Source organism: Mycobacterium sp. SMC-11 (assembly GCF_046250095.1).
GTDB classification, from domain to species: domain Bacteria; phylum Actinomycetota; class Actinomycetes; order Mycobacteriales; family Mycobacteriaceae; genus Mycobacterium; species Mycobacterium heraklionense_A.
Genome location: NZ_CP176430.1, coordinates 4,390,897 through 4,415,709, shown reverse-complemented (window position 1 = coordinate 4,415,709; position 24,813 = coordinate 4,390,897). Strand labels below are relative to the sequence as shown.

General features: G+C 68.8%; 25 protein-coding genes. 16 read left to right on the top strand and 9 right to left on the bottom strand.

Going from position 1 to position 24,813, the window contains the following annotated elements:
• The first annotated feature begins 93 nt into the window (after positions 1 to 93).
• The 10 genes from ACKY0X_RS20930 to egtE all read left to right on the top strand — a co-directional run bounded on the left by ACKY0X_RS20930 (position 94) and on the right by egtE (position 9,757).
• The gene (locus ACKY0X_RS20930) at positions 94 to 1,200 is read left to right on the top strand and encodes a DUF4185 domain-containing protein (RefSeq protein ID WP_409429725.1); all 1,107 of its coding nucleotides are present in this window, start codon (positions 94 to 96) and stop codon (positions 1,198 to 1,200) included.
• 134 nt (positions 1,201 to 1,334) lie between these two features.
• A complete protein-coding gene (locus ACKY0X_RS20925; RefSeq protein ID WP_046282722.1) occupies positions 1,335 to 1,670 on the top strand; it encodes a hypothetical protein in 336 nt (111 codons plus the stop codon).
• An 81-nt stretch (positions 1,671 to 1,751) separates the two neighbouring features.
• Positions 1,752 to 2,141 (top strand): hypothetical protein, encoded by a 390-nt coding sequence (locus ACKY0X_RS20920; protein WP_409427546.1) that lies wholly within the window; start codon positions 1,752 to 1,754, stop codon positions 2,139 to 2,141.
• 133 nt (positions 2,142 to 2,274) lie between these two features.
• A complete protein-coding gene (locus tag ACKY0X_RS20915) occupies positions 2,275 to 3,723 on the top strand; it encodes a catalase (RefSeq protein WP_409427545.1) in 1,449 nt (482 codons plus the stop codon).
• A 19-nt stretch (positions 3,724 to 3,742) separates the two neighbouring features.
• Positions 3,743 to 4,384: a sensor domain-containing protein gene (locus ACKY0X_RS20910; protein WP_409429724.1), complete on the top strand. Its 642-nt coding sequence runs from the start codon at positions 3,743 to 3,745 to the stop codon at positions 4,382 to 4,384.
• Between the two features lie 64 nt (positions 4,385 to 4,448).
• Positions 4,449 to 5,735 (top strand): ergothioneine biosynthesis glutamate--cysteine ligase EgtA, encoded by a 1,287-nt coding sequence (egtA, locus tag ACKY0X_RS20905; RefSeq protein ID WP_409427544.1) that lies wholly within the window; start codon positions 4,449 to 4,451, stop codon positions 5,733 to 5,735.
• Positions 5,732 to 7,012 (top strand): ergothioneine biosynthesis protein EgtB, encoded by a 1,281-nt coding sequence (gene egtB / locus ACKY0X_RS20900; RefSeq protein WP_409427543.1) that lies wholly within the window; start codon positions 5,732 to 5,734, stop codon positions 7,010 to 7,012. Before egtA ends, egtB begins: the two co-directional genes overlap by 4 nt.
• A complete protein-coding gene (egtC, locus tag ACKY0X_RS20895) occupies positions 7,012 to 7,713 on the top strand; it encodes an ergothioneine biosynthesis protein EgtC (protein ID WP_409427542.1) in 702 nt (233 codons plus the stop codon). Before egtB ends, egtC begins: the two co-directional genes overlap by 1 nt.
• On the top strand, positions 7,710 to 8,678 hold the full coding sequence (gene egtD / locus ACKY0X_RS20890; RefSeq protein ID WP_409427541.1) for an L-histidine N(alpha)-methyltransferase: 969 nt from the start codon (positions 7,710 to 7,712) through the stop codon (positions 8,676 to 8,678). Before egtC ends, egtD begins: the two co-directional genes overlap by 4 nt.
• A complete protein-coding gene (gene egtE / locus ACKY0X_RS20885) occupies positions 8,675 to 9,757 on the top strand; it encodes an ergothioneine biosynthesis PLP-dependent enzyme EgtE (RefSeq protein ID WP_409427540.1) in 1,083 nt (360 codons plus the stop codon). Before egtD ends, egtE begins: the two co-directional genes overlap by 4 nt.
• 18 nt (positions 9,758 to 9,775) lie before the next feature.
• On the opposite strand, the gene ACKY0X_RS20880 is transcribed toward egtE, so the two are convergent.
• Positions 9,776 to 12,091 (bottom strand): hypothetical protein, encoded by a 2,316-nt coding sequence (locus ACKY0X_RS20880; RefSeq protein WP_409427539.1) that lies wholly within the window; start codon positions 12,089 to 12,091, stop codon positions 9,776 to 9,778.
• Between the two features lie 294 nt (positions 12,092 to 12,385).
• On the opposite strand from ACKY0X_RS20880, the gene glpK reads away from it, so the two are divergent.
• Together glpK and ACKY0X_RS20870 are read left to right on the top strand one after the other, a co-directional pair.
• Positions 12,386 to 13,903 carry a glycerol kinase GlpK gene (gene glpK / locus ACKY0X_RS20875; protein WP_409427538.1) on the top strand — a complete coding sequence of 506 codons (1,518 nt, stop codon included), beginning with the start codon at positions 12,386 to 12,388 and terminating at the stop codon, positions 13,901 to 13,903.
• Between the two features lie 2 nt (positions 13,904 to 13,905).
• Positions 13,906 to 14,634 (top strand): HNH endonuclease family protein, encoded by a 729-nt coding sequence (locus ACKY0X_RS20870; RefSeq protein ID WP_409427537.1) that lies wholly within the window; start codon positions 13,906 to 13,908, stop codon positions 14,632 to 14,634.
• Between the two features lie 15 nt (positions 14,635 to 14,649).
• On the opposite strand, the gene ACKY0X_RS20865 is transcribed toward ACKY0X_RS20870, so the two are convergent.
• Complete coding sequence (locus ACKY0X_RS20865) at positions 14,650 to 15,429, bottom strand: PadR family transcriptional regulator (protein ID WP_409427536.1); 780 nt, start codon at positions 15,427 to 15,429, stop codon at positions 14,650 to 14,652.
• Between the two features lie 151 nt (positions 15,430 to 15,580).
• On the opposite strand from ACKY0X_RS20865, the gene ACKY0X_RS20860 reads away from it, so the two are divergent.
• Together ACKY0X_RS20860 and ACKY0X_RS20855 are read left to right on the top strand one after the other, a co-directional pair.
• Positions 15,581 to 15,820 carry an AbrB/MazE/SpoVT family DNA-binding domain-containing protein gene (locus ACKY0X_RS20860; protein WP_065038981.1) on the top strand — a complete coding sequence of 80 codons (240 nt, stop codon included), beginning with the start codon at positions 15,581 to 15,583 and terminating at the stop codon, positions 15,818 to 15,820.
• Positions 15,817 to 16,254 carry a PIN domain-containing protein gene (locus ACKY0X_RS20855; protein ID WP_409427535.1) on the top strand — a complete coding sequence of 146 codons (438 nt, stop codon included), beginning with the start codon at positions 15,817 to 15,819 and terminating at the stop codon, positions 16,252 to 16,254. The genes ACKY0X_RS20860 and ACKY0X_RS20855 overlap by 4 nt, the downstream gene beginning before the upstream one ends.
• Before the next feature lie 6 nt (positions 16,255 to 16,260).
• Here the strand turns inward: ACKY0X_RS20855 and ACKY0X_RS20850 are convergent, their stop codons facing one another.
• Entirely contained in the window at positions 16,261 to 17,091 is an 831-nt protein-coding gene (locus ACKY0X_RS20850; protein WP_409427534.1) for an RDD family protein, read from the bottom strand.
• 228 nt (positions 17,092 to 17,319) lie between these two features.
• Here ACKY0X_RS20850 and ACKY0X_RS20845 point away from each other — a divergent pair, with 228 nt between their 5' ends.
• Positions 17,320 to 18,312 (top strand): stage II sporulation protein M, encoded by a 993-nt coding sequence (locus ACKY0X_RS20845; RefSeq protein ID WP_409427533.1) that lies wholly within the window; start codon positions 17,320 to 17,322, stop codon positions 18,310 to 18,312.
• 21 nt (positions 18,313 to 18,333) lie between these two features.
• On the opposite strand, the gene ACKY0X_RS20840 is transcribed toward ACKY0X_RS20845, so the two are convergent.
• Genes ACKY0X_RS20840 through ACKY0X_RS20820 form a run of 5 tightly spaced genes read right to left on the bottom strand, consistent with a single transcriptional unit; the run spans position 18,334 to position 23,578 of the window.
• Entirely contained in the window at positions 18,334 to 19,653 is a 1,320-nt protein-coding gene (locus ACKY0X_RS20840; RefSeq protein WP_409427532.1) for a DUF58 domain-containing protein, read from the bottom strand.
• Positions 19,650 to 20,627, bottom strand: coding sequence for an AAA family ATPase (locus ACKY0X_RS20835; RefSeq protein ID WP_409427531.1), 978 nt, complete (start codon positions 20,625 to 20,627; stop codon positions 19,650 to 19,652). The genes ACKY0X_RS20840 and ACKY0X_RS20835 overlap by 4 nt, the downstream gene beginning before the upstream one ends.
• Positions 20,624 to 21,733, bottom strand: a complete 1,110-nt coding sequence (locus ACKY0X_RS20830; protein ID WP_409427530.1) for a DUF4350 domain-containing protein — start codon at positions 21,731 to 21,733, stop codon at positions 20,624 to 20,626. The genes ACKY0X_RS20835 and ACKY0X_RS20830 overlap by 4 nt, the downstream gene beginning before the upstream one ends.
• On the bottom strand, positions 21,730 to 22,338 hold the full coding sequence (locus ACKY0X_RS20825) for a DUF4129 domain-containing protein (RefSeq protein ID WP_409427529.1): 609 nt from the start codon (positions 22,336 to 22,338) through the stop codon (positions 21,730 to 21,732). The genes ACKY0X_RS20830 and ACKY0X_RS20825 overlap by 4 nt, the downstream gene beginning before the upstream one ends.
• A gap of 10 nt (positions 22,339 to 22,348) precedes the next feature.
• Complete coding sequence (locus ACKY0X_RS20820) at positions 22,349 to 23,578, bottom strand: hypothetical protein (RefSeq protein WP_409429723.1); 1,230 nt, start codon at positions 23,576 to 23,578, stop codon at positions 22,349 to 22,351.
• A 28-nt stretch (positions 23,579 to 23,606) separates the two neighbouring features.
• On the opposite strand from ACKY0X_RS20820, the gene ACKY0X_RS20815 reads away from it, so the two are divergent.
• Entirely contained in the window at positions 23,607 to 24,071 is a 465-nt protein-coding gene (locus ACKY0X_RS20815) for a GatB/YqeY domain-containing protein (protein ID WP_046285066.1), read from the top strand.
• 309 nt (positions 24,072 to 24,380) lie between these two features.
• On the opposite strand, the gene ACKY0X_RS20810 is transcribed toward ACKY0X_RS20815, so the two are convergent.
• A complete protein-coding gene (locus ACKY0X_RS20810) occupies positions 24,381 to 24,782 on the bottom strand; it encodes a hypothetical protein (RefSeq protein ID WP_409427528.1) in 402 nt (133 codons plus the stop codon).
• Positions 24,783 to 24,813: the final 31 nt, after the last annotated feature.

Below are 24,813 nucleotides of genomic sequence, written 5' to 3'. Positions count from 1 at the left end.
GTCCAACCCCTCCTCAATGCGCCGAACGTGCAACCACTGCGAAGAATCGTTGAAAATTTCGCAGTGAATACACGCTCGGCGGGGGCGGCGGTGATGGCGCTGCTGTTGGCTCTGCCTGGGGTGGCGCACGCCGAGCCGCCCGCGCCCATTCCACGTCCGGTGCTGTGGCCACTGGCCGAAGGCCAGGTGGTGCGGATCGGGCCCAGCGCCGGAACCGGAACGCCTACCGGTGATTACGGTATCGGTGCCACCGACCTGTGTGAGTTCATGGAGTTCCCCACCGCGGTGCTGCAGATCTGCGGGGACAGCTTCGCCGGCCAGGGCGTCGGGTACGGCGGCTGGTATTCGCCGATTGCGCTGCGGCTGGACCCAGATTCGGTCGACGACTCCGACGGGGTGCGCTACACCGGGGTGCTCGGGGTGGACCGGCCGCTGTTGGCCGACCCGGGGCCGGCGGGCACTACGCAGCTTCCGGCCGGAATCGTCTCGATCAACCGGACCAACTATCTGATGGTGACCACCGCCAAGATGTTGGTGCCGCAAAGCTCACGGTTGGTGAAAGCCGATCCGGCGCAACCGGGTTGGCAGACGGTGCCGGGATCGGTGCGGCCCGCGTCCTACCAGGATCACGGTCAGTCGCAGATCAGTGGTTACTACGACCCGATTCCGACCCCGGACTCCGCCAGCGGCTGGGTGTATGTGGTGGCCAACAACTTTGACCGCAGCGCGTCGGTGACGCTGTACCGGGTCGCGCCGGCCAAGTTCACGGACCGGTCGGCCTGGCAGGGCTGGTCGGCCACCGCGGGCTGGGGGCACACGCCCACGCCGCTGTGGAATGACCAGATCGGCGAGCTCAGCCTGCGCCAGATCGACGGCAGGCCAGTGCTGTCCTACTTCAACGGCACCACCGGGAACATGGAGGTGCGGGTGGCCTACGAACCGACCGGGCTGGGCACCGCCCCGGTAACCACGGTGGTGCAGCACGCCGAATGGCCCGATCCGCCGGTGCCCGTCGAGACCCTGCCGTCGCCGTACGACAACCGGCTGGCCCAGCCCTACGGCGGCTACATCTCGCCGGGATCGACCCTTGATGAGCTGCGGGTGTTCGTCAGCCAATGGAACACCCAGCCGCGTGACCGCGCGCCCTATCGGGTGATCCAGTTCGCAGTGAACCCGTTCAAGCCCTGGTCGGTCAGCTGAACAAGTGCCACAGCCCGGCCAGGAAGTCCGCAGCCATGTTGCCGCTGCCGCCGCCTGGCCGGCGCTTCGGCTCATAGCTGATGCATAGCCAAGACCTAGCGGCGCCGGGTGTTGCCCCCGGCAAGATGCCTTGTATGAGCGAAACACCTGACACCACAACTACCCCACCGGCACCGCCGGGTGAGCCCAAGCCCTACTGGCTGTACCGGCTCGCGGCCTGGGTCGCGATCGTCGCCGGCATCGTCTTCATCGTCTCGTCGATCTTCTTCGCCGGCGTCTGGGTCAGCCGCGGCGGCCCCGGCGGACACCACTGCCACGGACATCACGGGCATCACGGCCAACACGCGATGTTCCACAAGGGCCACCACCGCGGCCCGGGGCCGATGGGACCCGGCCCGGACCAGCGAGGACCCGGTGAGCTGCCACCCTCGGTGAGCACCCAGGCACCGCCGCCCCCACCCGGCCGGTAACCCGGTCCGGCCACGAGCAACCGGCCGCCGCCCCTCCCGAAGGGCGGCGGCCGGCGTCGTTGTGGGGCATGATTGATCGGTATGAGCGAGTCGCCAGTTTCCACCCCACCGCCTCCTCCGCCACCACCGCCGCCGAACCGGCTCTACCAAGCCGCCGCCTGGGTGGTGATCGTCGCCGGAACCGTCTTCGTCGCCGCCGTCATCTTCGGCACCGGTGTGTACCTCAGCGGCGGCGGTTGGTACGGGCACCACCACGGACCGTGCATGATGCATCACGGTCCGCCGATGGGCCCCGGCTTCGGGCCGGGTGGGCCCGGTTTCGGTCCCGGCGGTCCCGGCGAGGGCCCGGAGTGGCCGGGATACCGGCCGGCCGGCCCGGGTAACGGTCCCGGCGGTCCCGGCGGGCCACCCGCACCGCCGCCACCTCCGCCGTCGCCGCCACCTCCGCCGTCGGCGCCGCCGCACCGCTGATCCTTTCCAAAGCTGCCGAGTGTGCGGTTCCTGCGCGACGTGCCATGTCAGCAGTAGGTAACCGCACACTTGTCGGCGGCCTGAGTCAAACGCGTTGATTCACAAGCTCTTGAGCGCAAGGGGAGACAAGCAGATGACCGAGCACCACACCACCACCGATGCCGGAATCCCGGCGCCCAGCGACGGTGAATCGCTGACGCTCGGCCCGGATGGCCCCATCCTGTTGCAGGACCACTATCTGATCGAACAGATGGCGATGTTCAACCGGGAGCGCACCCCCGAACGTCAGCCGCACGCCAAGGGCGGTGGGGCATTTGGGCACTTCGAGGTCACCGCGGACGTCACCAAGTACACCAGGGCCGCGGTGTTTGCGCCGGGCGCCAAGACCGAGACGCTCACGAGGTTCTCCACCGTCGCCGGCGAGCGCGGCAGCCCCGACACCTGGCGGGATCCGCGTGGTTTCGCGACGAAGTTCTACACGTCGGAGGGCAACTTCGACTTGGTTGGCAACAACACCCCGGTCTTCTTCATGCGTGATCCGTTGAAGTTCCAACACTTCATCCGCTCCCAGAAGCGGCGCGCGGCCAGCAATCTGCGCGACCACAACATGCAGTGGGACTTCTGGAGCCTCACACCGGAGTCAGCTCACCAGGTCACCTGGCTGATGGGGGACCGGGGCATCCCGAAGAACTGGCGCCACATGAACGGCTACTCCAGTCACACCTACAGCTGGATCAACGCCGCCGGAGAGATCTTCTGGGTCAAGTACCACTTCATCAGCGACCAGGGCGTGGAGTTTCTCGCCCAGGATGAGGCCGACCGTTTGGCCGGCGTCGATGCCGACTACCACCAGCGCGACCTCTACGAAGCGATCGAACGCGGTGAGTATCCGAGTTGGACACTCAAGATGCAGATCATGCCGTTCGAGGAGGCAAAGACCTACCGCTACAACCCGTTTGACCTCACCAAGGTGTGGCCGCACGCCGATTACCCGCTGATCGACGTCGGCAAGCTGACCCTGGACCGCAATGTCAGCGACTATCACAGTGAGATCGAGCAGGCGGCGTTCCAGCCCAACAACATGGTGCCGGGCACCGGTTTGAGCCCGGACAAGATGCTGCTGGCTCGAGGGTTCTCCTATGCCGACGCCCATCGTGCCCGGATCGGGACGAACTACAGCCAATTGCCGGTCAACGCACCGAAATCCGAGGTGCACAGCTATTCCAAGGATGGCGCCATGCGGTTCGTCAATGCGACGGACCCGGTGTACGCGCCGAACTCGATGGGCGGACCCAAGGCCGACCCGGCCAGAGCCGCCGAAGTCCGCTGGCACGCCGACGGAGACATGGTGCGCGCCGCCTACACGCTGCGCCCCGACGACGACGACTTCAGCCAGGCCGGGACACTGGTCCGCGATGTCCTCGATGACGATGCGCGGAAGCGGTTGGCTGCCAATATTATTGGGCATGTGTCGGCCGGCGTCACCGAGCCGGTGCTGTCCCGGGTGTTCGAGTACTGGCGCAACGTCGACCCGGATCTGGGTCGAGCGGTGGAGGCCGGGGTGCGGGCCAACCTTGCCTGACGGGCGGCGGGCCTCCGCGATCCTGCTGGTGGGACTGGGACTGGGACTGGCCGCTGCCGGTGCAGCGGTCGCTCCGGTCGCCGCCGCCGGACCGTCGGAACCCGGCGTGGTCTCCTACGCGGTGCTGCCGAAGGGATCGGTCGGCAACATCGTCGGCGCCCCGATGGGCTTCGAAGCCGTCTCCGGCCAGCCGTTCCAGGCCTACTGGGTCGACGACCCGGCATGCAACAACTGGGCCGATATCGGACTACCCGAGGTCTACAACGATCCCGACCTGGCGTCGTTCAACAGCGCCGTCACCCAGACCTCGGCCACCGATCAGGGCCACTTCGTCAAGCAGGCGGTGGGGGTGTTCGCCACCAACGATGCTGCCGCCGCGGCATTCCACCGTGTCGTCGACCGGACCGGCGGCTGCTCGGGCCGCACCACCGCGATGCATCTGGACACCGGAGCCACCCAGGTGTGGGAGTTCAGCGGCGGGCCGGCCACGGCGACGGACGCGGCCTGGACCAAGCAGGAGGCCGGCACCGACCGGCGCTGTTTCAACCAGTCCCGGCTGCGGGCCAACGTCTTGCTGCAGGCCAAGGTCTGCCAGACCGGTAACGCCGGCCCCGCGGTGAACGTGCTGGCAGGGGCGATGCAGAACTCCCTAGGTCAGTAATCACCGGTCCGCTTGTCGCCCCTCTCCGGTAGCGTCGGGAAGATCGACGGGCGGAGGGGTTGATATGGGGTTCGCCGCGGCGACGCAACTGTCCCGCGGAGATGAGTCTTGCCTGGGCGGCCCCGAGCTGTCCGGTGCCGCCGACGCCGCCGACTACATCGCCGAACGATGCCTCACCGACGCCCCGCACGGCCGGGTGGGTTTGGAGATCGAGGCACACTGCTTCGACCCGACCGACCCGCACCGCCGGCCCGGCTGGGCCGAGATCGGTGACGTGCTGCGGTCCCTGCCGGCCTTGCCGGGCGGCAGTGTCGTCACGGTCGAACCCGGCGGCGCCGTGGAGCTCTCCGGCCCGCCGCTGACCGATGCCCTCGCCGCGATCGACGCGATGGCGGCCGATCAGGCGGTGCTGCGGGCGGCGTTCGCCGACGCCGGCCTGGGGTTGGTACAGCTGGGCGCCGACCCGCTGCGGCCCACGGAGCGGGTCAACCCCGGCGAGCGTTACGCGGCCATGGAGCAGTTCTTCGCCGCCAGCCACACCGGTTCGGCGGGTGCGGCGATGATGACATCGACGGCGTCGGTCCAGCTCAATCTGGATGCCGGTACACGTTCCGGTTGGGCCGACCGTGTCCGGCTGGCCCACGCGCTGGGCCCGACGATGGTCGCGATCGCCGCGAACTCCCCACTGCTGGCCGGGGAGTTCTCCGGCTGGCGTTCCACCCGGCAGCGGGTGTGGAGCCGGCTGGACTCGGCTCGCTGCGGGCCCGTCCTCGGCCTGGACGGCACCGACCCCGCCACCGACTGGGCGCGGTACGCGCTCAAAGCGCCCGTCATGCTGGTGCACACTCCCGAAGCGATTCCGGTCAGCCGCTACGTGCCGTTCGCCGCCTGGGCCGACGGGCGGGTGCGGCTCGGCGACCGCCGCGCCGGGACCAAAGACCTCGACTACCACCTGACCACATTGTTTCCGCCGGTGCGGCCACGCGGATGGCTGGAGATCCGCTACCTCGACAGTGTCGACGACACCCTTTGGCCGGCATTGGTTTTCACCTTGGCCTCCCTGCTCGACGACCCGGTCGTCGCCGACAGTGCCGCCGACGCAGTCGCCCCCGTCGCTACCGCCTGGGACGTCGCCGCCCGGACCGGCCTGGCCGACCCACGGCTGCATGCGGCGGCCGGGCGCTGTGTTGGACTGGTCGCAGACCGGGCACCGGCATCCTTGCGTGACGGGATGGACCGGCTGGTCGGCATGGTCGAACGAGGGCGTTGCCCGGCCGACGACGTCACCGATGAAGTGTCCCGGTCCGACGCCACGGCGATGGTGACTCGATTGGCGCGCAGACAGTTATGACCACATCCGAAATATTGGCCCGCGACCTGAGTCGGGCGCGGCAGCGCACGCTGGCGCTCGTCGATTTCGACGACGCCGAGCTGCACCGCCAGTACGACCCGCTGATGAGCCCACTGGTGTGGGACCTGGCTCATATCGGTCAGCAGGAGGAACTGTGGCTGTTGCGCGACGGGGACCCGGTGCGCCCCGGCATGCTGCCGGCCGATGTCGAGGGCCTCTACGACGCCTTCATTCACCCCCGGGCCAGCCGCGTCGACCTACCGCTGTTGGCGCCCGATCAGGCCCGGAAGTATTGCGCCACCGTGCGTTCCAAGGTTTTCGACAAGCTGCAGACCCTGCCCGATCGGCCGGGGGACGGGTTCGTGTTCGGCTTGGTGCTCAGCCATGAACACCAGCACGACGAGACCATGCTGCAGGCGCTGAACCTACGTGCCGGCCCGCCGCTGCTCGGCGTGGGCGACGGCCTGCCCGCCGGGCGGCCCGAGCTGGCAGGAACCTCGGTGCTGGTACCGGGCGGTGAATTCGTGCTCGGCGTCGATGCCAGTGATGAGCCCTTCTCGCTCGACAACGAGCGCCCCGCGCACCACGTCGATGTGCCGGCGTTCCGGATCGGCCGGGTGCCGGTGACCAACCGCGAATGGCGGGCGTTCATCGACGACGGCGGCTACCGGCAACCTCGATGGTGGAGCGAACGCGGTTGGCGCCACTGTGTGCAGGCCGGGTTGACGGCGCCGGAGTTCTGGGGCCCCGATCATCGATCCCGGGTCCGATTCGGCCACGCCGAGGATCTTCCCGACGACGAGCCGGTGCAGCACATCAGTTATTTCGAGGCGCAGGCATACGCGGAATGGGCCGGCGCCCGGCTGCCCACCGAGATCGAATGGGAGAAGGCCTGCGCCTGGGATCCGGTCAGGGGGGCGCGACGCCGCTACCCCTGGGGCGGCGCCGAACCGTCGGCCGAGGTGGCCAACCTCGGCGGCGCGGCGCTGCGGCCGGCGCCGGTCGGGGCCTACCCGGACGGGGCGTCGGCCTATGGCGCGCAACAACTCCTCGGCGATGTCTGGGAGTGGACGAGTTCGCCCCTGCAGCCGTGGCCGGGCTTCTCGCCGATGATCTACCAACGCTATTCGGAGCCGTTCTTCGGCGGCGACTACCGGGTGCTGCGCGGCGGTTCGTGGGCGGTCGCCCGCGAGATCCTGCGGCCGAGCTTTCGTAACTGGGACCACCCCTATCGGCGGCAGATCTTCGCCGGCGTCCGACTGGCCTGGGACGCCTGATGTGCCGGCACCTGGGCTGGCTGGGCCGGCCGCGGTCATTGGCCGAGCTGATGCTGGAACCGCCACAGGGGCTGCTGGTGCAGTCCTATGCTCCGCGCCGGCAGCAGCACGGGTTGCTCAACGCAGACGGTTGGGGCGCAGGATTTTTCGATGCCTCCCACGGCGGGGTCCCTCGCCGATGGCGCAGCGCCGCACCGCTGTGGAGCGACGGGTCGTTCGCCTCGATCGCCCCGGTGCTGGCCAGCCACTGCGTGGTGGCCGCGGTGCGTTCGGCCACCGTCGGGATGCCCATCGAGGCCAGCGCCACCGCGCCGTTCACCGACGGCAGTTGGCTGCTCTCGCACAACGGCGTGGTGAACCGCCAAGTCCTGACCGCCACCGATCGTGCCGAATCGGTGTGTGACAGTGCCGTACTGGCCGCGACGATCTTTGCCCGCGGGGTGGAATCGCTGGGCGAGGTGATCGCCGAGATCGGTGCGGCCGATCCGCAAGCGCGACTGAACATAGTGGCCGCCAACGGTTCCCGGATGTTGGCGACGACCTGGGGAGATACCTTGTCGATGTTGCACGGTGCCGATGGTGTGGTGTTGGCCAGCGAGCCCTACGACGACGACCCGCGCTGGGTGGATATCCCGGATTGTCACCTGGTGGATGCGCACGACGGAGAGGTCCGTGTCACCGCCTTGGGCGTGACCCGATGACGGGGGTCACCATCGCCAATCACCTGGCCGCCGACGCGGCGCGCACCGCGCTGCGGGCCGATGTCCGCCACGGGCTGGCGCAGCATCCGAAGTCTTTGCCGCCCAAGTGGTTCTACGACGATGTCGGCAGTGAGCTGTTCGACCGGATCACCCGGCTGCCCGAGTATTACCCGACCCGCGCCGAGGCGGAGATCCTGCGAGTCCATTCGGGCGAGGTGGCGGCGCTGTCGGGTGCGGACACCCTGGTGGAACTGGGCAGTGGCACCTCGGAAAAGACCCGGATGCTGCTCGATGCGCTGCGGGACGCCGGGACGTTGCGCCGATTCATCCCGTTCGACGTGGACGCCGGGGTGCTGGAAACGGCGGGGGAGGCGATTGCCGGTGACTATCCCGGCGTGCGAGTGGACGGTGTCTGCGGCGACTTCGAGCACCATCTGGGGCAGATCCCCGACGGTGGCCGGCGACTTTTCGTGTTTCTGGGGTCGACCATCGGTAACCTGACGCCGGGTCCCCGTGCCGATTTCCTGGCCGACCTCGCCGCAGTCATGCACGACGGTGATGGTCTGTTGTTGGGCACCGATCTGGTCAAGGACACCGGCAGACTGGTGCGTGCCTACGACGATGCGGCCGGGGTGACCGCGGCGTTCAACCGTAACGTGCTCGCGGTGGTGAATCGTGAACTCGATGCCGACTTCGATCTGGACGAGTTCGCCCATGTGGCGCGCTGGAATTCGGCGGAACAGCGCATCGAGATGTGGCTGCGGGCCCGTCGTGCCCAGCATGTCGTGGTCGGTGCGCTGGATCTGGCTGTCGATTTCGCCGCCGGTGAGGAGATGCTGACCGAGGTGTCCTGCAAATTCCGGCCGGAGCAGGTGGCAGAAGAACTGGCCGCCGCGGGTCTGCGCCGTCGACGGTGGTGGACCGATGCGGCAGGCGATTTCGGCCTGTCGCTCGCCATCAAATGAGTCTCGCCGACAGCTGGCGCGCCGCGCGCCCACCGGTCGCCGGGCTGCACCTGGACAGTGCGGCCTGCTCACGGCAGAGCTACGCGGCACTGGACGCCGCGGCCCGCCATGCCCGTCACGAAGCCGAGGTCGGTGGCTACGTGGCCGCCGAGGCGGCCGCGCCGGTACTCGACGCCGGGCGGGCGGCATTCGCGGTCTTGACCGGCATGGCCGATGCCGACGTGGTGTTCACCACCGGCTCGCGAAATGCGCTGGATCTGCTGCTGTCCCGATGGCCGGGGGCGCAGCGCACCTTGGCCTGTCTGCCCGGCGAGTACGGCCCGAATCTGGCGGTGATGGCGGCGCACGGGTTCAGCTGGCGGCTGCTACCGGTGGACGACACCGGCCGCCTGGTGCTCGACGATGCGGCGACTGCACTAGCGGCCGACCCGCCGAGCCTGGTGCACCTGACCCCGGTCGGCAGTCACCGCGGGCTGGTGCAGCCTTTGGCGCAGCTGGCGGATATCTGCCGCGGGCTCGGCGTTCCACTGGTTGTCGACGCGGCGCAGGCCCTGGGCCAGATCGACTGCGCCGTGGGCGCCGATGCCGTCTATTCGTCGTCACGCAAGTGGCTTGCCGGGCCGCGCGGTGTGGGGGCGCTGGCGCTGCGGCCGGCGTTGGCCGAACTGTCGGCGTCCGGACCGGAGGCCGGTGACGTCAACGTCGCTGCGCAGCTGGGGTTCTCCGTTGCGCTGGGGGAACACTTGGCGGCCGGGCCGGTCGCGGTTCGTGCTGCGCTGGCCGGCGTGGGTGCCCGGAGCCGACGGGTGCTGGCTCAGCTACCCGGCTGGCGGGTGGTGGAACCGATCGACGAGCCGAGCGCCATCACCACCTTGGTACCGCCCTCGGGTACTGATCCGGTGGCGGTGCAGGCCTGGCTGATCACCGAGCGCGGGATCGTCACCACCGCAGCCGGAGTCGAACGCGCACCGCTGGAGCTGACCGTGCCGGTGCTGCGGATCTCACCGCACGTCGACACCACCGAGGCAGACCTGGAGGTGCTCGCCACGGCGTTAGCCGATGCGCCGCACGGCGAATGAAGGCGTTCTGGGCGAACGTTAGTGGCCGAACAGGCCCTTGCCTCCGCCGCCGAAGAGTCCGCCACCGCGGGATCCGCCGCCGAACAGGCCGCCACCACCCCCGCCGCCGAACAGTCCTCCGCCGGGCTTGCCGCCGCCGAAGATTCCGCCCGGGTTGCCCCCGCCGCCGAAGATTCCGCCCGGCTTGCCGCCTCCGCCGAACAGGCCACCACCCAGATTAGGCATGGAGGGAGCGCTCGGTGCAGGCAGTGCGGGCAGCGACGGTGCCTTGGGCGCCGGCATGGACGGCAGTGCGGGCAGCGAGGGTGCCTGGGGTGCGGGCAGCGACGGCAGCGACGGTGCCTGCGGTGCGGGCAGCGACGGCAATGCGGGCAGCGAGGGTGCTTGGGGTGCGGGCAGCGACGGCAGCGACGGCGCCTCGGGCACCGGAAGTCCGGCCGGGGGGCCTGAATTCGGCAACTGAATCGGCAGACTCGGCAACTGGATTCCCGGGCTGGGGTTGACGGCGGGAGCGTCGGGAACCTTGACCGGCAGTTCCGGCAGCTGGATTCCCGGGTTGGGGTTAACGACGGGAAGGTCCGGGACCTGAACCGGCGGATCCGGCAGTTTCACCACCGGTGGGTTCGGCTTGACCACCGGGATCTCGGGCTTGACGACTGGTGGGTTCGGCTTGACCACCGGGATCTCGGGCTTGACGACCGGTGGGTTCGGCTTGACCACCGGGATTTCGGGTTGGACCACCGGGGGATTGGGCTTCACGACCGGCGGATCGGGAAGCTCGATCGGCGGGTTCGGCTTCACCACCGGGGGATTGGGCTTCACAATCGGCGGATCGGGCTTGACCACCGGGGGATTGGGAAGCTCGACGGGCGGCGTGGGCTTGACCACCGGGGGCTCGGGCTTGACCTCGGGCGGTTGGGGCTTGACCACCGGCGGGGCGGGTGCCGCCGGCTTCTTGCCGGGCAATCCCCACAGGAATGACAGATCGGGCATCCCCGACAGGACGGGCCGGTGCGGGGCCGGCTGCGGAAGCGGCGCCAGCAGGAAGGGCGACGGCGTCTGCGCCGCCGGCGGGTGGATGGGCAACGGCGGACCGAAGATCGGGGCGGGAACGAACAACGGCCCGGTGCTGGCCCCGGCCGCCACCGGCTGTGGAGCCGGCAGCCCGGGCGTCGGCGCACCCAGCGGCACTGCCGCCGGAAGGTCGGGTGCCGACGGCAGGCTCAACGGCGGCAGTGGAATCGAGTCCGCTGGTGCCTGCCCCATCACCGGCGGTTGTCCCCCGAACGGCTCGGTGGCGGGGACCTGAAGGTTCGGAGCCCGGTGTGGAAGGGTCAGCGCCCGCCCCAGATCCGGCCGCAGCGCAACCAGGTTGGGAGTGATGTCCAGCGTCATGGCCACCATCAGCGCCGACGCCGCGGCGAAAGCGGCAGACGCCAACGCCGCGCCGGCCACCAGCAGCGGACGGCGAGGCGGATGGCCCACCGGTTCGAAGATCTCGGTGGCCGCTTCGGCATCTTCGTCGGGCACTGCGCTGTAGGCCAGATCGTCGGCGTCAAAGCCGGGGATGTCGTAGTAGCAGGGCCCGACAGCATCGGATGCGGGCTCTTTCGTGTAGGCCAGCGCAGCGGACTCCGCCGCGACACCGGCCAGGCGGGCAGAGGCTAGTGCCGCACCGCGGGCCAGCGCGGCACGCGGCTCCGCGGGTTCACACACCTCGTGGTCGACCGTCGCTTCCAGTCGCGGCCGCAACGCGGTCGAATCGCCCTCGGCGCAGATCAGAAACAGACCGTCCGGAGACGTGTGGGCGGCGGTGAGCCGATCGGCGACCGTGTCGACCGCGGCGGTGGCGTCGCCGTCAGCGAGGGCTTGCCGAAAGATCCGGGTGATGGTGCCGTCGGTGCAGTCCACCATGGCCAGTGTCGCGGTTGACGCCTCGACGGACAGCAGCCCCATCTGGTCGCAGCCGACCGTCTGTCCCAGGTTGTGGGTCAAGCTTGCCGCCGCAAGCACCGGGGAGACCAGAGCCACGTTTTCCAAGCCCTCGAGGGCGCCGCTGGAAAGCCGTGAACTCAGTGCGGCCGCGTCGAGCGGATCGGTCACCGTCACGCCGGTCGACACCAGGCGAAGACCGGCCGAGTCCGCGGCGTCACGCGCCCGCAGGATCGCCGCGATCAACGCGTCGACGGCGGCGAACTCGACGGAGTCGTCGGGAGGCACGTCAATGCTGAGCTCTTCCAGCGTGACGCCGTCCCCGCGTTCTCCGCAGACCAGCACGGTGTGGATGGTGGCGGGTGTGCTCGACGCAAGTGCCACACCGAGGACGACGTCCATGTCTTCTCCGATTCAGTTCTGACCTGCACGCGGTCGGCCACGGCGGCTTCTGGGGGGCACAGACATCGGCGGCGTTCCGACACCGTTTGTTCACCATCACGAGATGTACTCGCAATACATCGAAATATGCGTCTGAGTGAATAAATAGCGTCTGATGGGTTCGTGAAGAATGTCTAATTTTGTGGACTGACCTGCCCGGGCGCCGCGATCCTGCCGTGTAGCGCCACCCGATCGGACCAGGTGGGCGATGATGGACGCGGCACCGACCGGCACCGGTATGGACAGGAGTCAGACTTGGCCGATTTCGTCGCGTCGATCGACCAGGGCACCACCAGCACTCGCTGCATCATCTTCGACCACGACGGTGCAGAGGTGGGCCGCCATCAGCTCGAACACGAGCAGATCCTGCCGCGAGCCGGCTGGGTGGAACACGATCCGTTCGAACTGTGGAACCACACCGCGGCGGTGCTGGTCTCGGCGCTCAACACCACCAAGTTGCACGCGTCGGATCTGGCGGCGCTGGGCATCGCCAACCAGCGCGAAACCACGGTGGTGTGGAACCGCAAGACGGGCCAGCCCTACCACAACGCGATCGTCTGGCAAGACACCCGAACCGACGCCATCGCCGCGGCCCTCGAGCGCGACGGCCACGGGGAGGTGATCCGGCGCAAGGCCGGCTTGCCGCCGGCCACCTACTTCTCCGGCGGCAAACTGCAGTGGATTCTCGACAACGTCGAGGGGGTGCGTGCCGATGCCGAACGTGGCGACGCGCTGTTCGGCACCTGCGACAGCTGGGTGCTGTGGAACCTGACCGGGGGCCCGCGCGGCGGCGTGCACCTGACCGACGTCACCAACGCCAGCCGCACCATGTTGATGAACCTCGAGACCCTGGATTGGGACGACGAGCTGCTGGCGTTGTTCTCGATCCCCAAGGCGATGCTGCCGCGCATCACGGCGTCGTCGACGCGACGCCGGCATGCGGTCACCGCGAGCACCGGACCGTTGCGCGGCGAGGTGCCGATCGCCGGCATCTTGGGCGATCAGCAGAGCGCGATGGTCGGCCAGGTGTGCCTGTCGGCGGGCGAGGCGAAGAACACCTACGGCACGGGAAATTTCTTGCTGCTCAACACCGGTGAGCAGATCGTCCGCTCCAACAACGGATTGTTGACCACGGTCTGCTACCAGTTCGGCGACGCCAAGCCCGCGTATGCGCTGGAGGGCTCGATCGCGGTCACCGGGTCCGCGGTGCAGTGGCTGCGCGACCAGTTGGGCATCATCAGCGGAGCCACGCAGGTCGAGAGCCTCGCCCGCCAGGTCGCCGACAACGGCGGGATGTACTTCGTGCCTGCGTTCTCCGGGCTGTTCGCACCGTACTGGCGTTCGGATGCGCGCGGCGCGATCGTGGGGTTGTCCCGCTTCAACACCAACGCGCATCTGGCGCGGGCCACCCTGGAGGCGATCTGCTACCAGAGCCGAGACGTGGCCGAAGCGATGGAAGCCGACTCCGGTGTGCACCTTGGTGTTCTGAAGGTCGATGGTGGCATCACCGCCAATGATCTGTGTATGCAGATCCAGGCTGATGTTCTCGGCGTCGACGTGGTCAAGCCGGTTGTGCCCGAAACCACCGCGCTGGGCGCGGCGTATGCGGCCGGATTGGGCGTCGGCTTCTGGAAGGGACCTGACGATCTTCGCGCCAATTGGCGCGAAGATCGGCGCTGGACCCCGAACTGGTCGGATGAGCAGCGCGCCGAAGGCTATGCCGGGTGGCGAAAGGCCGTGCAGCGCACGCTGGACTGGGTCGAGCTGCCCTGAGAATGGCCGCACGCAGGCGGGTGCTGGCCGGCGCGGTGGTTGCGCTGGTCGTGGTGGCCGTTGTCGGCTGGGCGTGGTGGCAGCAGGCCGGGTGGTTCACGCAGCCGTCGGGGCCCTCGCCGACTCCGACGCCGCCGAGGCCGAGCGCGGCGCCGCTGGATCCGGGCTACGACGACGCCCGCCGCCTGCTCGAAGCGCTGCCGGTCAGGGGCTGGGATCGCGAGAAGGACTTCAAGCGCTACCGGTTCGGCGAGCGGTGGAGTGATGACGTCGACGTCGAATTCGGCCATAACGGCTGCAATACCCGCGACGACATCCTGCGCCGCGACTTGACCCAGGTCGAACTGCGACGGGGCACCTGCCTGGTGCAGCGTGGTGTCCTGCACGACCCGTATTCCGGGGAGACCATCGCCTTTGCCCGTGGCCCCGAGACGTCCGAGGCCGTGCAGGTCGACCATCTCGTGTCGTTGGCCGACGCCTGGTACAAGGGAGCGCGAACCTGGGACGACAGGCGCCGCCGCGATTTCGCCAACGATCCGCGCAACCTGCTCGCGGTCAGCGCCCAAGCCAACTTCGACAAAGCATTCCGCGACGCCGCCGGCTGGCTGCCGGCGAACGCCGCGTTCGAATGCGAATTCGTAGCCCGCCAGATCACGGTCAAAACCGCTTACGGACTGTGGGTTTCATCGAACGAGAAGACCGCGATGCATCGGGTCCTTCGGCACTGTTGACCCGCACGGTCAGACTCAGTCGGTTTCCCCCAGGATTCCGTAGATCTCTTTGCGGGCGCTGTTGATGATGTCGACGATGCGCTGCTGCTGCTCGGGCGTGGCTGCCTGGCCGGCCTGCGCGACGGCACCGAACAGCTGGCCGGTGGCGGTGCGCAGGTTGATCTGCCCCGGGTCGGCGCCGTCGGCGATCTGTTCCCACGGCGGTGTCTCGATCGTCTCCGCGACCCCGCGACCTTCTTCGGTCAATTCGAAAAGTCGCTTCTTGCCATCGGTTTCGGTGCCGGTGATCAGACCTTCATCGACCAGCATCTGCAAAGTCGGATAGACCGATCCGGGGCTGGGACGCCACAGCTGCTGGCTGCGCTCGGCGATCTGCTGAATGATCTCGTAGCCGTGCATCGGACCCTCGGCCAGCAGGGCCAGGATGGCGAGCCGCACGTCGCCGCGCCGGCCGCGATTGCCGCGCCGGTGCCCACGGTGCCCGCCCGGGCCGAAGCCGAAGCCGAAGCCGGGGCCGCCGGGTCCGAAACCAGGGCCGAAACCGGGGCCGAATCCGTGCCGGAAATCCGGGCCGAATCCGGGGCCGGTGGCCTCGTGGCCCGGACCGAAGCCGAACGGCGCGCAGTGCTCGGCGGCCTGGTCGCGCAACTGCCTGCGAAATTCACGCCGGGCCTGCCGACGCGCGATGTGTGCCGCGCGGCGCTGATGTGGCGCCGCGGGACCGAAACCGAACCCGACCTGGTGTGCGGCGTCTTCTGGGAAGGGCCCGCCGGGCGGACCAAAGGGGCTGTTCATGCGTACCTCATTGCTTGGGAAGGGGGAGCGCGATTCGCTCCCGATACGCTAACGATATATCGAGAACTATCGAGATGCAACGAATTTTCTTCGGCGGCCGGCCAGATCGCGGAAAAGATGGAAATGGGATTTGGCTGGTAGCGTCATCCCAATGGAGGCTGTTATCGATTCCGCAGGCAGGATCGTCGTGCCCAAACCGCTACGCGACAGCTTGGGCCTTGCGCCCGGAACCGTGGTCGACATCTCGCAGTACGGCAACGGCGTGCAGATCACGCCCGGTGGTCGCACCGCCCGACTGGAGCGCGATGCCACGGGTCGACTGGTCGCCCAAAGTGATACCGCGGTTACCGACGAGACGGTTTTCGGACTCATCGACGCGGGTCGGCGTTGACTGCCCAGGGCGCGGTGGCGGTCGATACCAGCGTCGCGGTACCGCTGCTGATCGGCAGTCACGAGCACCACGCGCACGTTGCCGCGTGGGCCCATGGGCAATCGTTATGCCTGACCGGGCACAGTCTGGCTGAAACATACGCGGTGCTCACCCGGCTGCCCGGTGACGCGCGGGTGTCCGCACCTGATGCGGCGCGCCTGATTGACGAGAACTTCGCACAACCGCTGGCGCTTTCGGTTCGTGCCGCACGGGTGTTACACCGGGAGTGTGCTGGCAAGGGCGTGACGGGCGGTGCGACGTATGACGCGCTGGTGGCGCTGACTGCTCGGGAACACCATGTGCCGCTGGCCACCAGAGACGCCCGGGCGCGCTCCACCTATGAGGCGCTCGGGGTCACCGTGCTACAACTGCCACTGGGGCCAACCGCGAGGTGACGCCGCTCAGCTCGGGGGGAAGAATCCGCCGGCATTCGGCGGCGGCCACGGCGCCGGAGGCGGCGGGAAATACGGCCCGGGCGGCATGACCTGAAACCGCGCTAGCTCGCGCTGATGTCGTTCGGCCAGCACCGCGGCCAGCACCAGCTCGGGCGGGGCGTCCGGGGGCGGTGGTGGTGAGATGTGCGCGAGCACATCGCCGGAGATCCGGTAGGCCATCATCTGCCGGGTATGCGGGTCGAGCTGTGCGGCCCGACCCAGGAATTGCCTTGCCAGTTCGGCGGATTCGGCCCGCAGGCCCGATAACTGCAACGTCGAGGCCCACCAGGCCAGTCCCGGCGGCATCATGGGCGGGGGCGTCGAAGCCGGCGCGCGTTCGCTGATCACCACCGTGCCGGCGAAGATGTCACCCAGGCGTTTTCCGCGCGGTGATAGCAGGCTGCAGATCACCGCCGGGCTGCCGGTCAGTCCCCAGATCTCGATTACGGAGGCCAGCGCCCGAAAGAGGGCCTGTCGGAAGCGTTCCGGGCCGCCGTCATCGGAAACCACCCGCAGCCCCATCGCCATCTTGCCCAGCGACCGGCCCCGGGTGACGGTCTCCATGATGACCGGATAACCGACCAAGAGCAGCACCGCGAAGATGATCATGATGGCCGTGGTCAACGCGTCGTCGAACCGGCCGAGGGTGGTGGCCCACAGCACGATCGCGCACAGGTATCCCACTATCACGACGGTGATGTCGATCAGCGCGCTGACCGCGCGTACCGGCAACTGCGCGATCGCGATGTCGAGGACGACGGCGTCGCCGGTCACCAGCTCGGGGCTGCGGTTCGCCATAGCTCAGACGCTACTCGCCGAACAGGACTCATCGAGGCGCTCGCGGCCGTGCCGCAGGGCGCAGATCTGTATCGCCCGGCTTCGCCGTGCTTGCAGTCCTCGCTGTGCCTGATGGCGCGGACCTGCGTCGCCCGGCTTCGCCGTGCTCGCAGTCCTCGCTGTGCCTGATGGCGCGGACCTGCGTCGCCCGGCTTCGCCGTGCTCGCAGTCCTCGCTACGCTCGGCGACGTGGATGTCGACGCCTTCGTGCTGACCCATCGACCGATCTGGGACCGGCTGGAGACGTTGGTCAAGAATCGGCGTCGGCTCAGCGGCGCAGAGGTCGACGAGCTAGTCGACCTCTACCAGCGGGTGTCCACCCATCTTTCGGTGCTGCGCTCGTCGTCTTCGGACGCGGCGCTGATCGGCCGACTTTCCGCCCTGGTGGCGCGGGCGCGTGCCGCCGTCACCGGTGCCCATGCGCCGCTGGCCTCGGAATTCGTCCGGTTCGTGACGGTGTCGTTTCCGGTGGTCGCCTACCGCGCCTGGCGGTGGTGGCTGGGCACCGCCGTGGTGTTCCTGGCGGTGTCGGCGGTCATCGCCTGCTGGGTGGCCGGCAACCCCGACGTGCAGGCGGTGATCGGCACCCCCGCGGAGATCGACCGGTTGGTCAACCACGACTTCGCCGCCTATTACAGCGATCACCCGGCCGGATCCTTTGCGCTGCAGGTCTGGGTGAACAACGCCTGGGTGGCCGCTCGCGCCATTGCGTTCTCCGTGTTGCTGGGTCTGCCCATCCCGGTGCTGTTGTTCTCCAACGCCGCCAACCTCGGCTTGGGGCTCGGACTGATGTTCCACGCCGGCCGGGGCGGTTTCATGCTGGGACTGCTTGCCCCGCACGGGCTACTGGAGTTGACGGCGGTGTTCTTGGCCGGCGCGGTGGGCATGCGCCTGGGCTGGACCGTGATCGCCCCGGGCGATCGCCCCCGCGCGCAGGCACTCGCCGAACAGGGCCGCGCCGTCGTCGCGGTCGCCGTGGGGTTGGTCGTGGTGTTCGCCGTGGCCGGGCTGCTCGAGGCGGTGGTGACCCCATCGCCGCTGCCGACGTGGCTGCGGATCGGCATCGGGGCCGCGGTGGAGGTCGCGTTTTTGGCCTACGTGGGGTACTTCGGGCGCAAGGCGGTGGCCGCCGACGAGACCGGTGACATCGCCGATGCCCCCGACGTCGTCCCCACCGGCTAGCCCCTCCCGCAAGTCCAGCGATCAGAGCCGCCCGGCGGCCTTCATCGCCAGATAGGCATCGGCCAGCGCCGGTGCCAGATCCTCGGGCGGAGCGTCGATCACTCGCACGCCGCTGCGACGCAATCGGGCCGCCATCGCGCGGCGGTCATTGCGGGCTCGCTCGGCGGCGCCGGCGTCATAGACCGCGGCCGCGTCGCCGCGTCCCTGAGCCAGCCGTTCCACTCGCGGATCGGCGACCGCGGCGAGGATCACCTGGTGGGCCGCGGTCAGCGTCGGCAACACCGGCAGCAGGCCCTCTTCCAGGGCGGACGGGTTGAGATCGGTCAACAGCACAACGAGGTTGCCGCGGCGCGCCCGCCGGGACAAGGTGGCCAGCATCGCCGCGGCATCGGATTCGACCAGCGCCGGCTGCAGTGGCGCCATCGCGTCGACCAGTTGAGCGAACAGGCGAGTCCTCGATGCGCCGAATACCCCGGCGCGGGTCACCTGATCATGGGCGAGCAGATCGACGTGATCGCCGGCGCGTAATGCCAACGCCGCCAGCAACAGTGCGGCATCCATCGACCAGTCCAGTCGCGGCCAGCCCGCGGGATCGCGTGCGGTGGGGTCGACCCCGATCCGGCCGGCCGCCGTGCGGCCGGTGTCGAGCACGATGACGACCCGCCGGTCCCGTTCGGGCCGCCAGGTGCGCACCACCACCTCGGAGCGCCGCGCGGTGGCCCGCCAATCGATCGAGCGCACGTCGTCGCCCGCGACGTATTCGCGCAGCGAATCGAATTCGCTGCCCTGGCCGCGTACCAGTGCCGGAAGATTCCCGTCGACCTCCCGCAGCCGGGCCAGCCGTGCCGGCAGGTGCCGGCGGGACAAGAAGGGCGGAAGCACCCGCACCTGCCCCGGCACCTGCCGAGAGCGCTGCCGCCCGGCCAGCCCCAGCGGCCCGATCGAGCGCACCGTGACGCGGGCGGCCTGCTGGTCGCCGCGGCGGATCGGCCGTAGCTCGGTGACCACGCGGGATAGCTGGCCGGCCGCAAGCTCCAGCGGATGGGTGCGCGGTGCGGCACAGGCACTGGGCGACCAGGCGTCACGGATCTGACCGCGAAATGGGCGGCTGCCGTTGACGATCCACAAGGTGGTCGTGATCGTCTGGCCGAGCCGTACCGCGTTGTCCATGGACCGGTCGATGTGCAGCGTGGCGGGATCTGTCGTCAACGCGACGTCGAGCAGCACTGCCGCGGTGAGCCCAGCCAGCAGCACCGCGAAGGCGGCCGCCGGCCAGGGGGCCAGCGTGATCGGCACGGCGCCCAGCAGTGCGATCAGCGCGGCACGACCGGTCACAATCACCAGCGCGGCACCGGAACCGAGGCCAGAATGCTGTCGAGAACGCCGTCGGCGGTGGCGCCTTCGAGTTCGGCCTCCGGGCGCAACATCACCCGGTGCCGCAGCGTGGAGCGAGCCATCGCCTTGACGTCGTCGGGCGTCACGTAATTGCGCCCGGACAGCCACGCCCACGACCGCGACGTGGCCAGCAACGCGGTCGCGCCGCGCGGTGAGACACCCAGCTGTAGGGCGGGCGAGTGCCGGGTCGCCGCCACCACGTCGACGATGTAGCCCAGCACCTGGTCGGCCACCAGCACCTGGCGCACCGCGGCGCGCCCGGCCGCCAGATCCTGCGCGCCGGCCACCGGGGCCACCGCGGACAGGTCGTGCGGATCGAAGCCGTGGGCATGCCGAGCCAAGATGTCGATCTCGGCTTCGCGCACCGGCAGCGGCACAGTCAACTTGAGCAGGAAACGGTCGAGCTGGGCCTCCGGCAGCCGGTAGGTGCCCTCGTACTCGATGGGGTTGGCGGTGGCGGCAACGATGAACGGGTCGGGCAGCGGCTTGGCCGCGCCGTCGACGCTGACCTGACCTTCCTCCATCGCCTCCAGCAGCGCCGCCTGGGTCTTGGGCGGAGTCCGGTTGATCTCGTCGGCCAGCAGCAGATTGGTGAAGACCGGTCCGGGCCGGAACACGAACTCCGCGGTGTGGGTGTCGTAGACCAGCGAGCCGGTGATGTCTCCGGGCATCAGGTCCGGGGTGAACTGGACGCGCTTGAAGTCCAACCGCAACGCAGCGCTCAGGGTTCGGACCAGCAGTGTTTTCGCCACGCCCGGAACACCTTCGAGCAGCACATGGCCGCGGCACAACAGCGCGATCACCAGGCCGCTGACCACAGCGTCCTGGCCGACCACTACCTTGGCGACTTCGCTGCGCAACGCCAGCAATGCGTCGCGGGCTGCGGCGGCAGCCGGATTCTCTGCGGGAGTGTGCGTCACGAGTGGGTGACCTGCCTTTCGATGTCGTCGAGTGCGTGGGCCAGGGCGACCAGGGCATCGTCGGAATCCGGGGGAGGACCGAACAGTAAGTGCCACAACCAGTCCGGGTGCGCCCCAATGCGCGTCGACACTGCCGCGATCAACGCGGGCGGTTCGGGTCCCGGGCCCAATCCCAGGCGGGGAGCCAGTCGGCGTAGGGCCGCGGTGCGCAGGGCGGCGGCTGCTCGATCGCGGGCCCGATGCGAGCGGTAGAGCCGGCCGAGCCCTTCGACGGTCTCCGATGCGCGGACGACCACGGGCATTTGTTCGGTGACCAGGGGGCCGAGCCGGCGGCCCTTCCAGGCGGCGGCCAGGGCCAGTGCCACACACAGTTGCCAGAACAGCCATCGTAGGTTCTGCGGGATCAGGGCGGCGATCGCGGCCTTCCCCGATTTTGCGCCTTGAATATGTTGGGGCGCATACCAGATCAGGCGATCGGAGGTGCCGGCAAGATTCATCGCCAGCGCGGCGTTGCCTTCCCGCGCCAGGTCGGCGTTGGTCATGAACGTCTCGCTGCCGATCACCGTTATGGTCCGCTTGCCGTCGCGGTAGCGCACCAGAGCGCCGTCGTAGCAGCTGTCCAGTGAATAGCCTTTGTTTGCAACATAGGTCGCAGTGGTGCGCAGGTCGACGGCTCCGGCCTGTTGCGCCTCGCGCAGTCCGCAACCGGGCTGGTGGGTGTACGCCCGTGCGGGGCCGGACCGGATGCCGGGCGCGAGGGCCTTGCGGGCCAGGGCGTCCGGTGCGACCAGCAGCAGGTCGCCGGGCAGATCGGCAAGCCGGTTCATCAGCTCACTGCCCGCGATGCGCGGGGTCTGGGCCACCAGCACCAATGTGTCGGGACGTGCCTGCAGGGCAACGTCATCGACGGTTGCGGCGGGCAGGACCTCGACCCCTCGGTGACGCAGCAGTGTCACCAGAGCGTGCGTGCCCTCGGGGCCGGTGGCATTGGGGTCCATTCGGCCACCCGGTCGCGGTGAGGTCAGGTAGGCGCCCACCGCCGAAACCGCCACGATCACGGCCAAGGCAGCCGCGACCCACAGCCATGTCCGCAGCCTGGTGGTCATCGGTACTGCCGAGCCTGTGTTGTGGCCTGCACCCGCTCGTCGAGCTCTGTGACGATCCGATATCCCTCCGGGGTGGCGGGCAGCTCGCCATAGTTGACGTCGTTGAATGTCTCGGCAGCCCGGAACAGCTCACCGGCCAGGGCGGGTAGAGCCGCACCGGCGTCGCGGGCCAGTTCGGTTGCGGTACGGCCCGTGGCAGGACGCAAGACCCCGTTTTCCTCGAGTGCTCGAGCCACGGCCCTCAGGCGGTGCCGGATCGCCTCGACCCAATCTCCCGATGCGGCGTGTTGTTGCGCGGCGGCACGGTGTTCGGCGGCGCTGAGCTGTGTTGTGCCGTACAACGGATCGCCGCGGTGGCCGTCGTGCAGCATGCGACGGCTGACGTGGACGGCGGCTATCACGGCTGCCGCGAGGACGATCAGCAACACGCTGATGGTGAACCATCCGCCGGGCAACTCCGCACCCTTGAGCACCAACCGCCGTACCAGCGTCTCGATGAAGTCGAGGAACTGCTGCTTGGGCGACGGCCGCGGGTACATCGGTTTTGCCAGCTCGCGTTCGGCCGCTTCGCGGGCGGCTTCGCGGTCGACGTCGACGGTGGGCACCCCGGGATCCTTACCCCGGAGGCCTGGTCAGCCAGAGGTTGTCGGTCCACCCGCCGACGTACGGCCCACCGGTGGCGCCGGTTCGCAGCACCAGATCGAAGGCCTCGCCCCGGATGCGGCGGTCGGTGTACAGCAGTACCGACACCCCCGCGCTGAAGGGCAGCACGATGATCTGACCGATCGTCGTTCCGATCCGGGAGAACAGGCTCAACTGTGCACCGCCGGTCAGGGCGTCTGCGCCGTGGGTGACGATCATCCCGAAGATGTTGAAGGGAAACGCCACTGCGCTGCTGATCAGGGAGACGATCAGTGCCGTCAGCGCCATGATGCCCAGCACTCGCCAGAAACTGTTGCGCACCAAGTAGAACGAGCGGCGCATCGCTTCGAACACGGGTTGGCGCTCCAGCACGATCACGGTCGGCGCGAAGACCAGCACGGTGTAGCCGTAGGCCAATGCCGCGATCAGTGCCGGTACCAGCGGCACGGCGATCAACACCGCGGCGCCGGTGCCGCCCGCTCCGTCGGCAAAGGCGATCAGGGCCGCCGCGAAACCACACAACACTGCCGCGGCGAGGCCGATCAGGGCGGTCAATCCGATCAGCGGCCCGAAGCGATCGCGCACGATCGCCCAGGCTTCGGCGATGGTGATCGGCGACCCGAACACCGCGCGGCCGACCACCACCGTCAGTAGGCCGGTCAACACGATGGTGCCCAGGGCGGTCACGATAGCCGCACCAACAGAACCGGTCAGCCACGCCGCGACGTCACCGCCGGAGAGCTCCGTGGACGACCTACCCGGGCCCGAGGGGTCGAGCGTCGAGAGCAGGCCGAACAGCGCGATTCCACTGATGATCTGGGTGGCCACCACCACCACGGCGGTAAGGCCGAGCACGGTCTTCGGGTTGGCCCGGATGTAGCCGACGGCGCCGTTGTAGATGTCGGTCAGGCTCAGGGGGCGCAACGGAATGATGCCGGGCTTGAGTTCAGGCTGCGGATAGCCCACCGGGGCGCCGTATCCCGGCGGCGGGCCGTAGCCGGGTGGGGGACCGAAGCCAGGAGGCGGTGCTCCGTAGCCGGGCGGTGGGCCGTAACCCGGAGGCGGGGGACCGTAGCCCGGGGGTGGTGGGCCGTAGCCGGGCGGTGGACCGTAGCCCGGTGGCGGTGGGCCATAGCCCGGTGGCGGGCCGTAGCCGGGAGGCGGAAAACCAGGTCCGGGGTAGCCGGGCGGAGGCGGATTCACCATGAGGCTGAGCGTAGCGTTATGGGGCATGGCGGAACTCAAATCCCAGTTGCGTACCGATCTCACGGCGGCGATGAAGGCGCAGGACAAGCTGCGCACGGCGACTCTGCGAATGTTGTTGGCCGCGATCCAGGCCGAAGAGGTCGCCGGAAAACAGGCCCGGGAACTGACCGACGAGGACGTCCTCAAGGTGCTGGCGCGCGAAGCCCGCAAGCGTGCGGAGTCCGCGACGATCTACACCCAGAACGGCCGAGGTGACCTCGCCGCCGAAGAGCACGCCGAGGCTCGGATCATCGACGAGTACCTTCCGGCGCCGCTCAGCGACGCCGAATTGGCCGACGTCGTCGACACCGCGCTGGCGCAGGTCGCCGAGGCGATCGGGGAGCGGCCGCACATGAAGCACATGGGCCAGGTGATGAAGGCCGCCACCGCAATTGCCGCGGGCAAGGCCGACGGTTCGCGGCTGTCGGCCGCGGTCCGCGAAAGGCTCTAGCGCGATCAAGGCGGTTGCGTTCAAATGCATTTCGGCACAAGCCCTGAGGTGATGTAGCCAGCATCAAAGGACGATCCCGGACTGGCCCCATCGGGGCCGAATTTCGGTCTCGATGGGGCCGAGTCGTAAACACCGCTCAGTCGTGGTTGAAATGTGCCGAAAGCGCGATCAGGATCGCCACGATAACGAGAATGACGACGACGGGAAGCGCCCACGGGAGTACCGCTTCGATCACACCACCAGCATAGGCCCGTTCCGGCTGGCAGGGATCAAGGCCGCCACCGCGTTCGCCGCGGTCCGCGAACTGCTCTAGGAACCCGTCGCGGGCAACTGCCAGCCCGTCAGCGCGGCGATGAAGCCGTCGGGATCGGTAACGCTGACGTAGAGACAGCGGACCGGCCTGTTGAACAAGCCGGCCGTCGGCGCTTTGCTCGGTTTGACGCCGTGGGTGAGCCGTATCTGGACCACGCCGTGCCGGGATCCGTTGACCAGCCAGCCATTACATGCCTGATGGACGCCCCAGCCCCACATGCGTTCCGGCGCCGGCCGGGCGGATTCGATGTTGTTCAAGGCGATGTCCATGGCGAAGGCCCACCCGCTTCGGACTTGCAGCAGACCGTCGGCCACCCGGATGCTGGCCCGCCCGGGTCCCAGGCCGAACACGGTCGCCAGTGGTCGATACCACCGGTCGTAGCGCATCGGGAAGTCCACAGCAGACATTGTCTACGGCCAACGAGGCTGG

What these genes read in the sequence shown, in the direction of transcription:
- ACKY0X_RS20930 (WP_409429725.1), top strand. Translation starts at nt 94, where the DNA reads ATGGCGCTGCTGTTGGCTCTGCCTGGGGTGGCGCACGCCGAGCCGCCC.
- ACKY0X_RS20925 (WP_046282722.1), top strand. Translation starts at nt 1,335, where the DNA reads ATGAGCGAAACACCTGACACCACAACTACCCCACCGGCACCGCCGGGT.
- ACKY0X_RS20920 (WP_409427546.1), top strand. Translation starts at nt 1,752, where the DNA reads ATGAGCGAGTCGCCAGTTTCCACCCCACCGCCTCCTCCGCCACCACCG.
- ACKY0X_RS20915 (WP_409427545.1), top strand. Translation starts at nt 2,275, where the DNA reads ATGACCGAGCACCACACCACCACCGATGCCGGAATCCCGGCGCCCAGC.
- egtA (WP_409427544.1), top strand. Translation starts at nt 4,449, where the DNA reads ATGGGGTTCGCCGCGGCGACGCAACTGTCCCGCGGAGATGAGTCTTGC.
- egtB (WP_409427543.1), top strand. Translation starts at nt 5,732, where the DNA reads ATGACCACATCCGAAATATTGGCCCGCGACCTGAGTCGGGCGCGGCAG.
- egtC (WP_409427542.1), top strand. Translation starts at nt 7,012, where the DNA reads ATGTGCCGGCACCTGGGCTGGCTGGGCCGGCCGCGGTCATTGGCCGAG.
- egtD (WP_409427541.1), top strand. Translation starts at nt 7,710, where the DNA reads ATGACGGGGGTCACCATCGCCAATCACCTGGCCGCCGACGCGGCGCGC.
- egtE (WP_409427540.1), top strand. Translation starts at nt 8,675, where the DNA reads ATGAGTCTCGCCGACAGCTGGCGCGCCGCGCGCCCACCGGTCGCCGGG.
- ACKY0X_RS20880 (WP_409427539.1), bottom strand. Translation starts at nt 12,091, where the DNA reads ATGGACGTCGTCCTCGGTGTGGCACTTGCGTCGAGCACACCCGCCACC.
- ACKY0X_RS20870 (WP_409427537.1), top strand. Translation starts at nt 13,906, where the DNA reads ATGGCCGCACGCAGGCGGGTGCTGGCCGGCGCGGTGGTTGCGCTGGTC.
- ACKY0X_RS20865 (WP_409427536.1), bottom strand. Translation starts at nt 15,429, where the DNA reads ATGAACAGCCCCTTTGGTCCGCCCGGCGGGCCCTTCCCAGAAGACGCC.
- ACKY0X_RS20860 (WP_065038981.1), top strand. Translation starts at nt 15,581, where the DNA reads ATGGAGGCTGTTATCGATTCCGCAGGCAGGATCGTCGTGCCCAAACCG.
- ACKY0X_RS20850 (WP_409427534.1), bottom strand. Translation starts at nt 17,091, where the DNA reads ATGGCGAACCGCAGCCCCGAGCTGGTGACCGGCGACGCCGTCGTCCTC.
- ACKY0X_RS20830 (WP_409427530.1), bottom strand. Translation starts at nt 21,733, where the DNA reads ATGACCACCAGGCTGCGGACATGGCTGTGGGTCGCGGCTGCCTTGGCC.
- ACKY0X_RS20815 (WP_046285066.1), top strand. Translation starts at nt 23,607, where the DNA reads ATGGCGGAACTCAAATCCCAGTTGCGTACCGATCTCACGGCGGCGATG.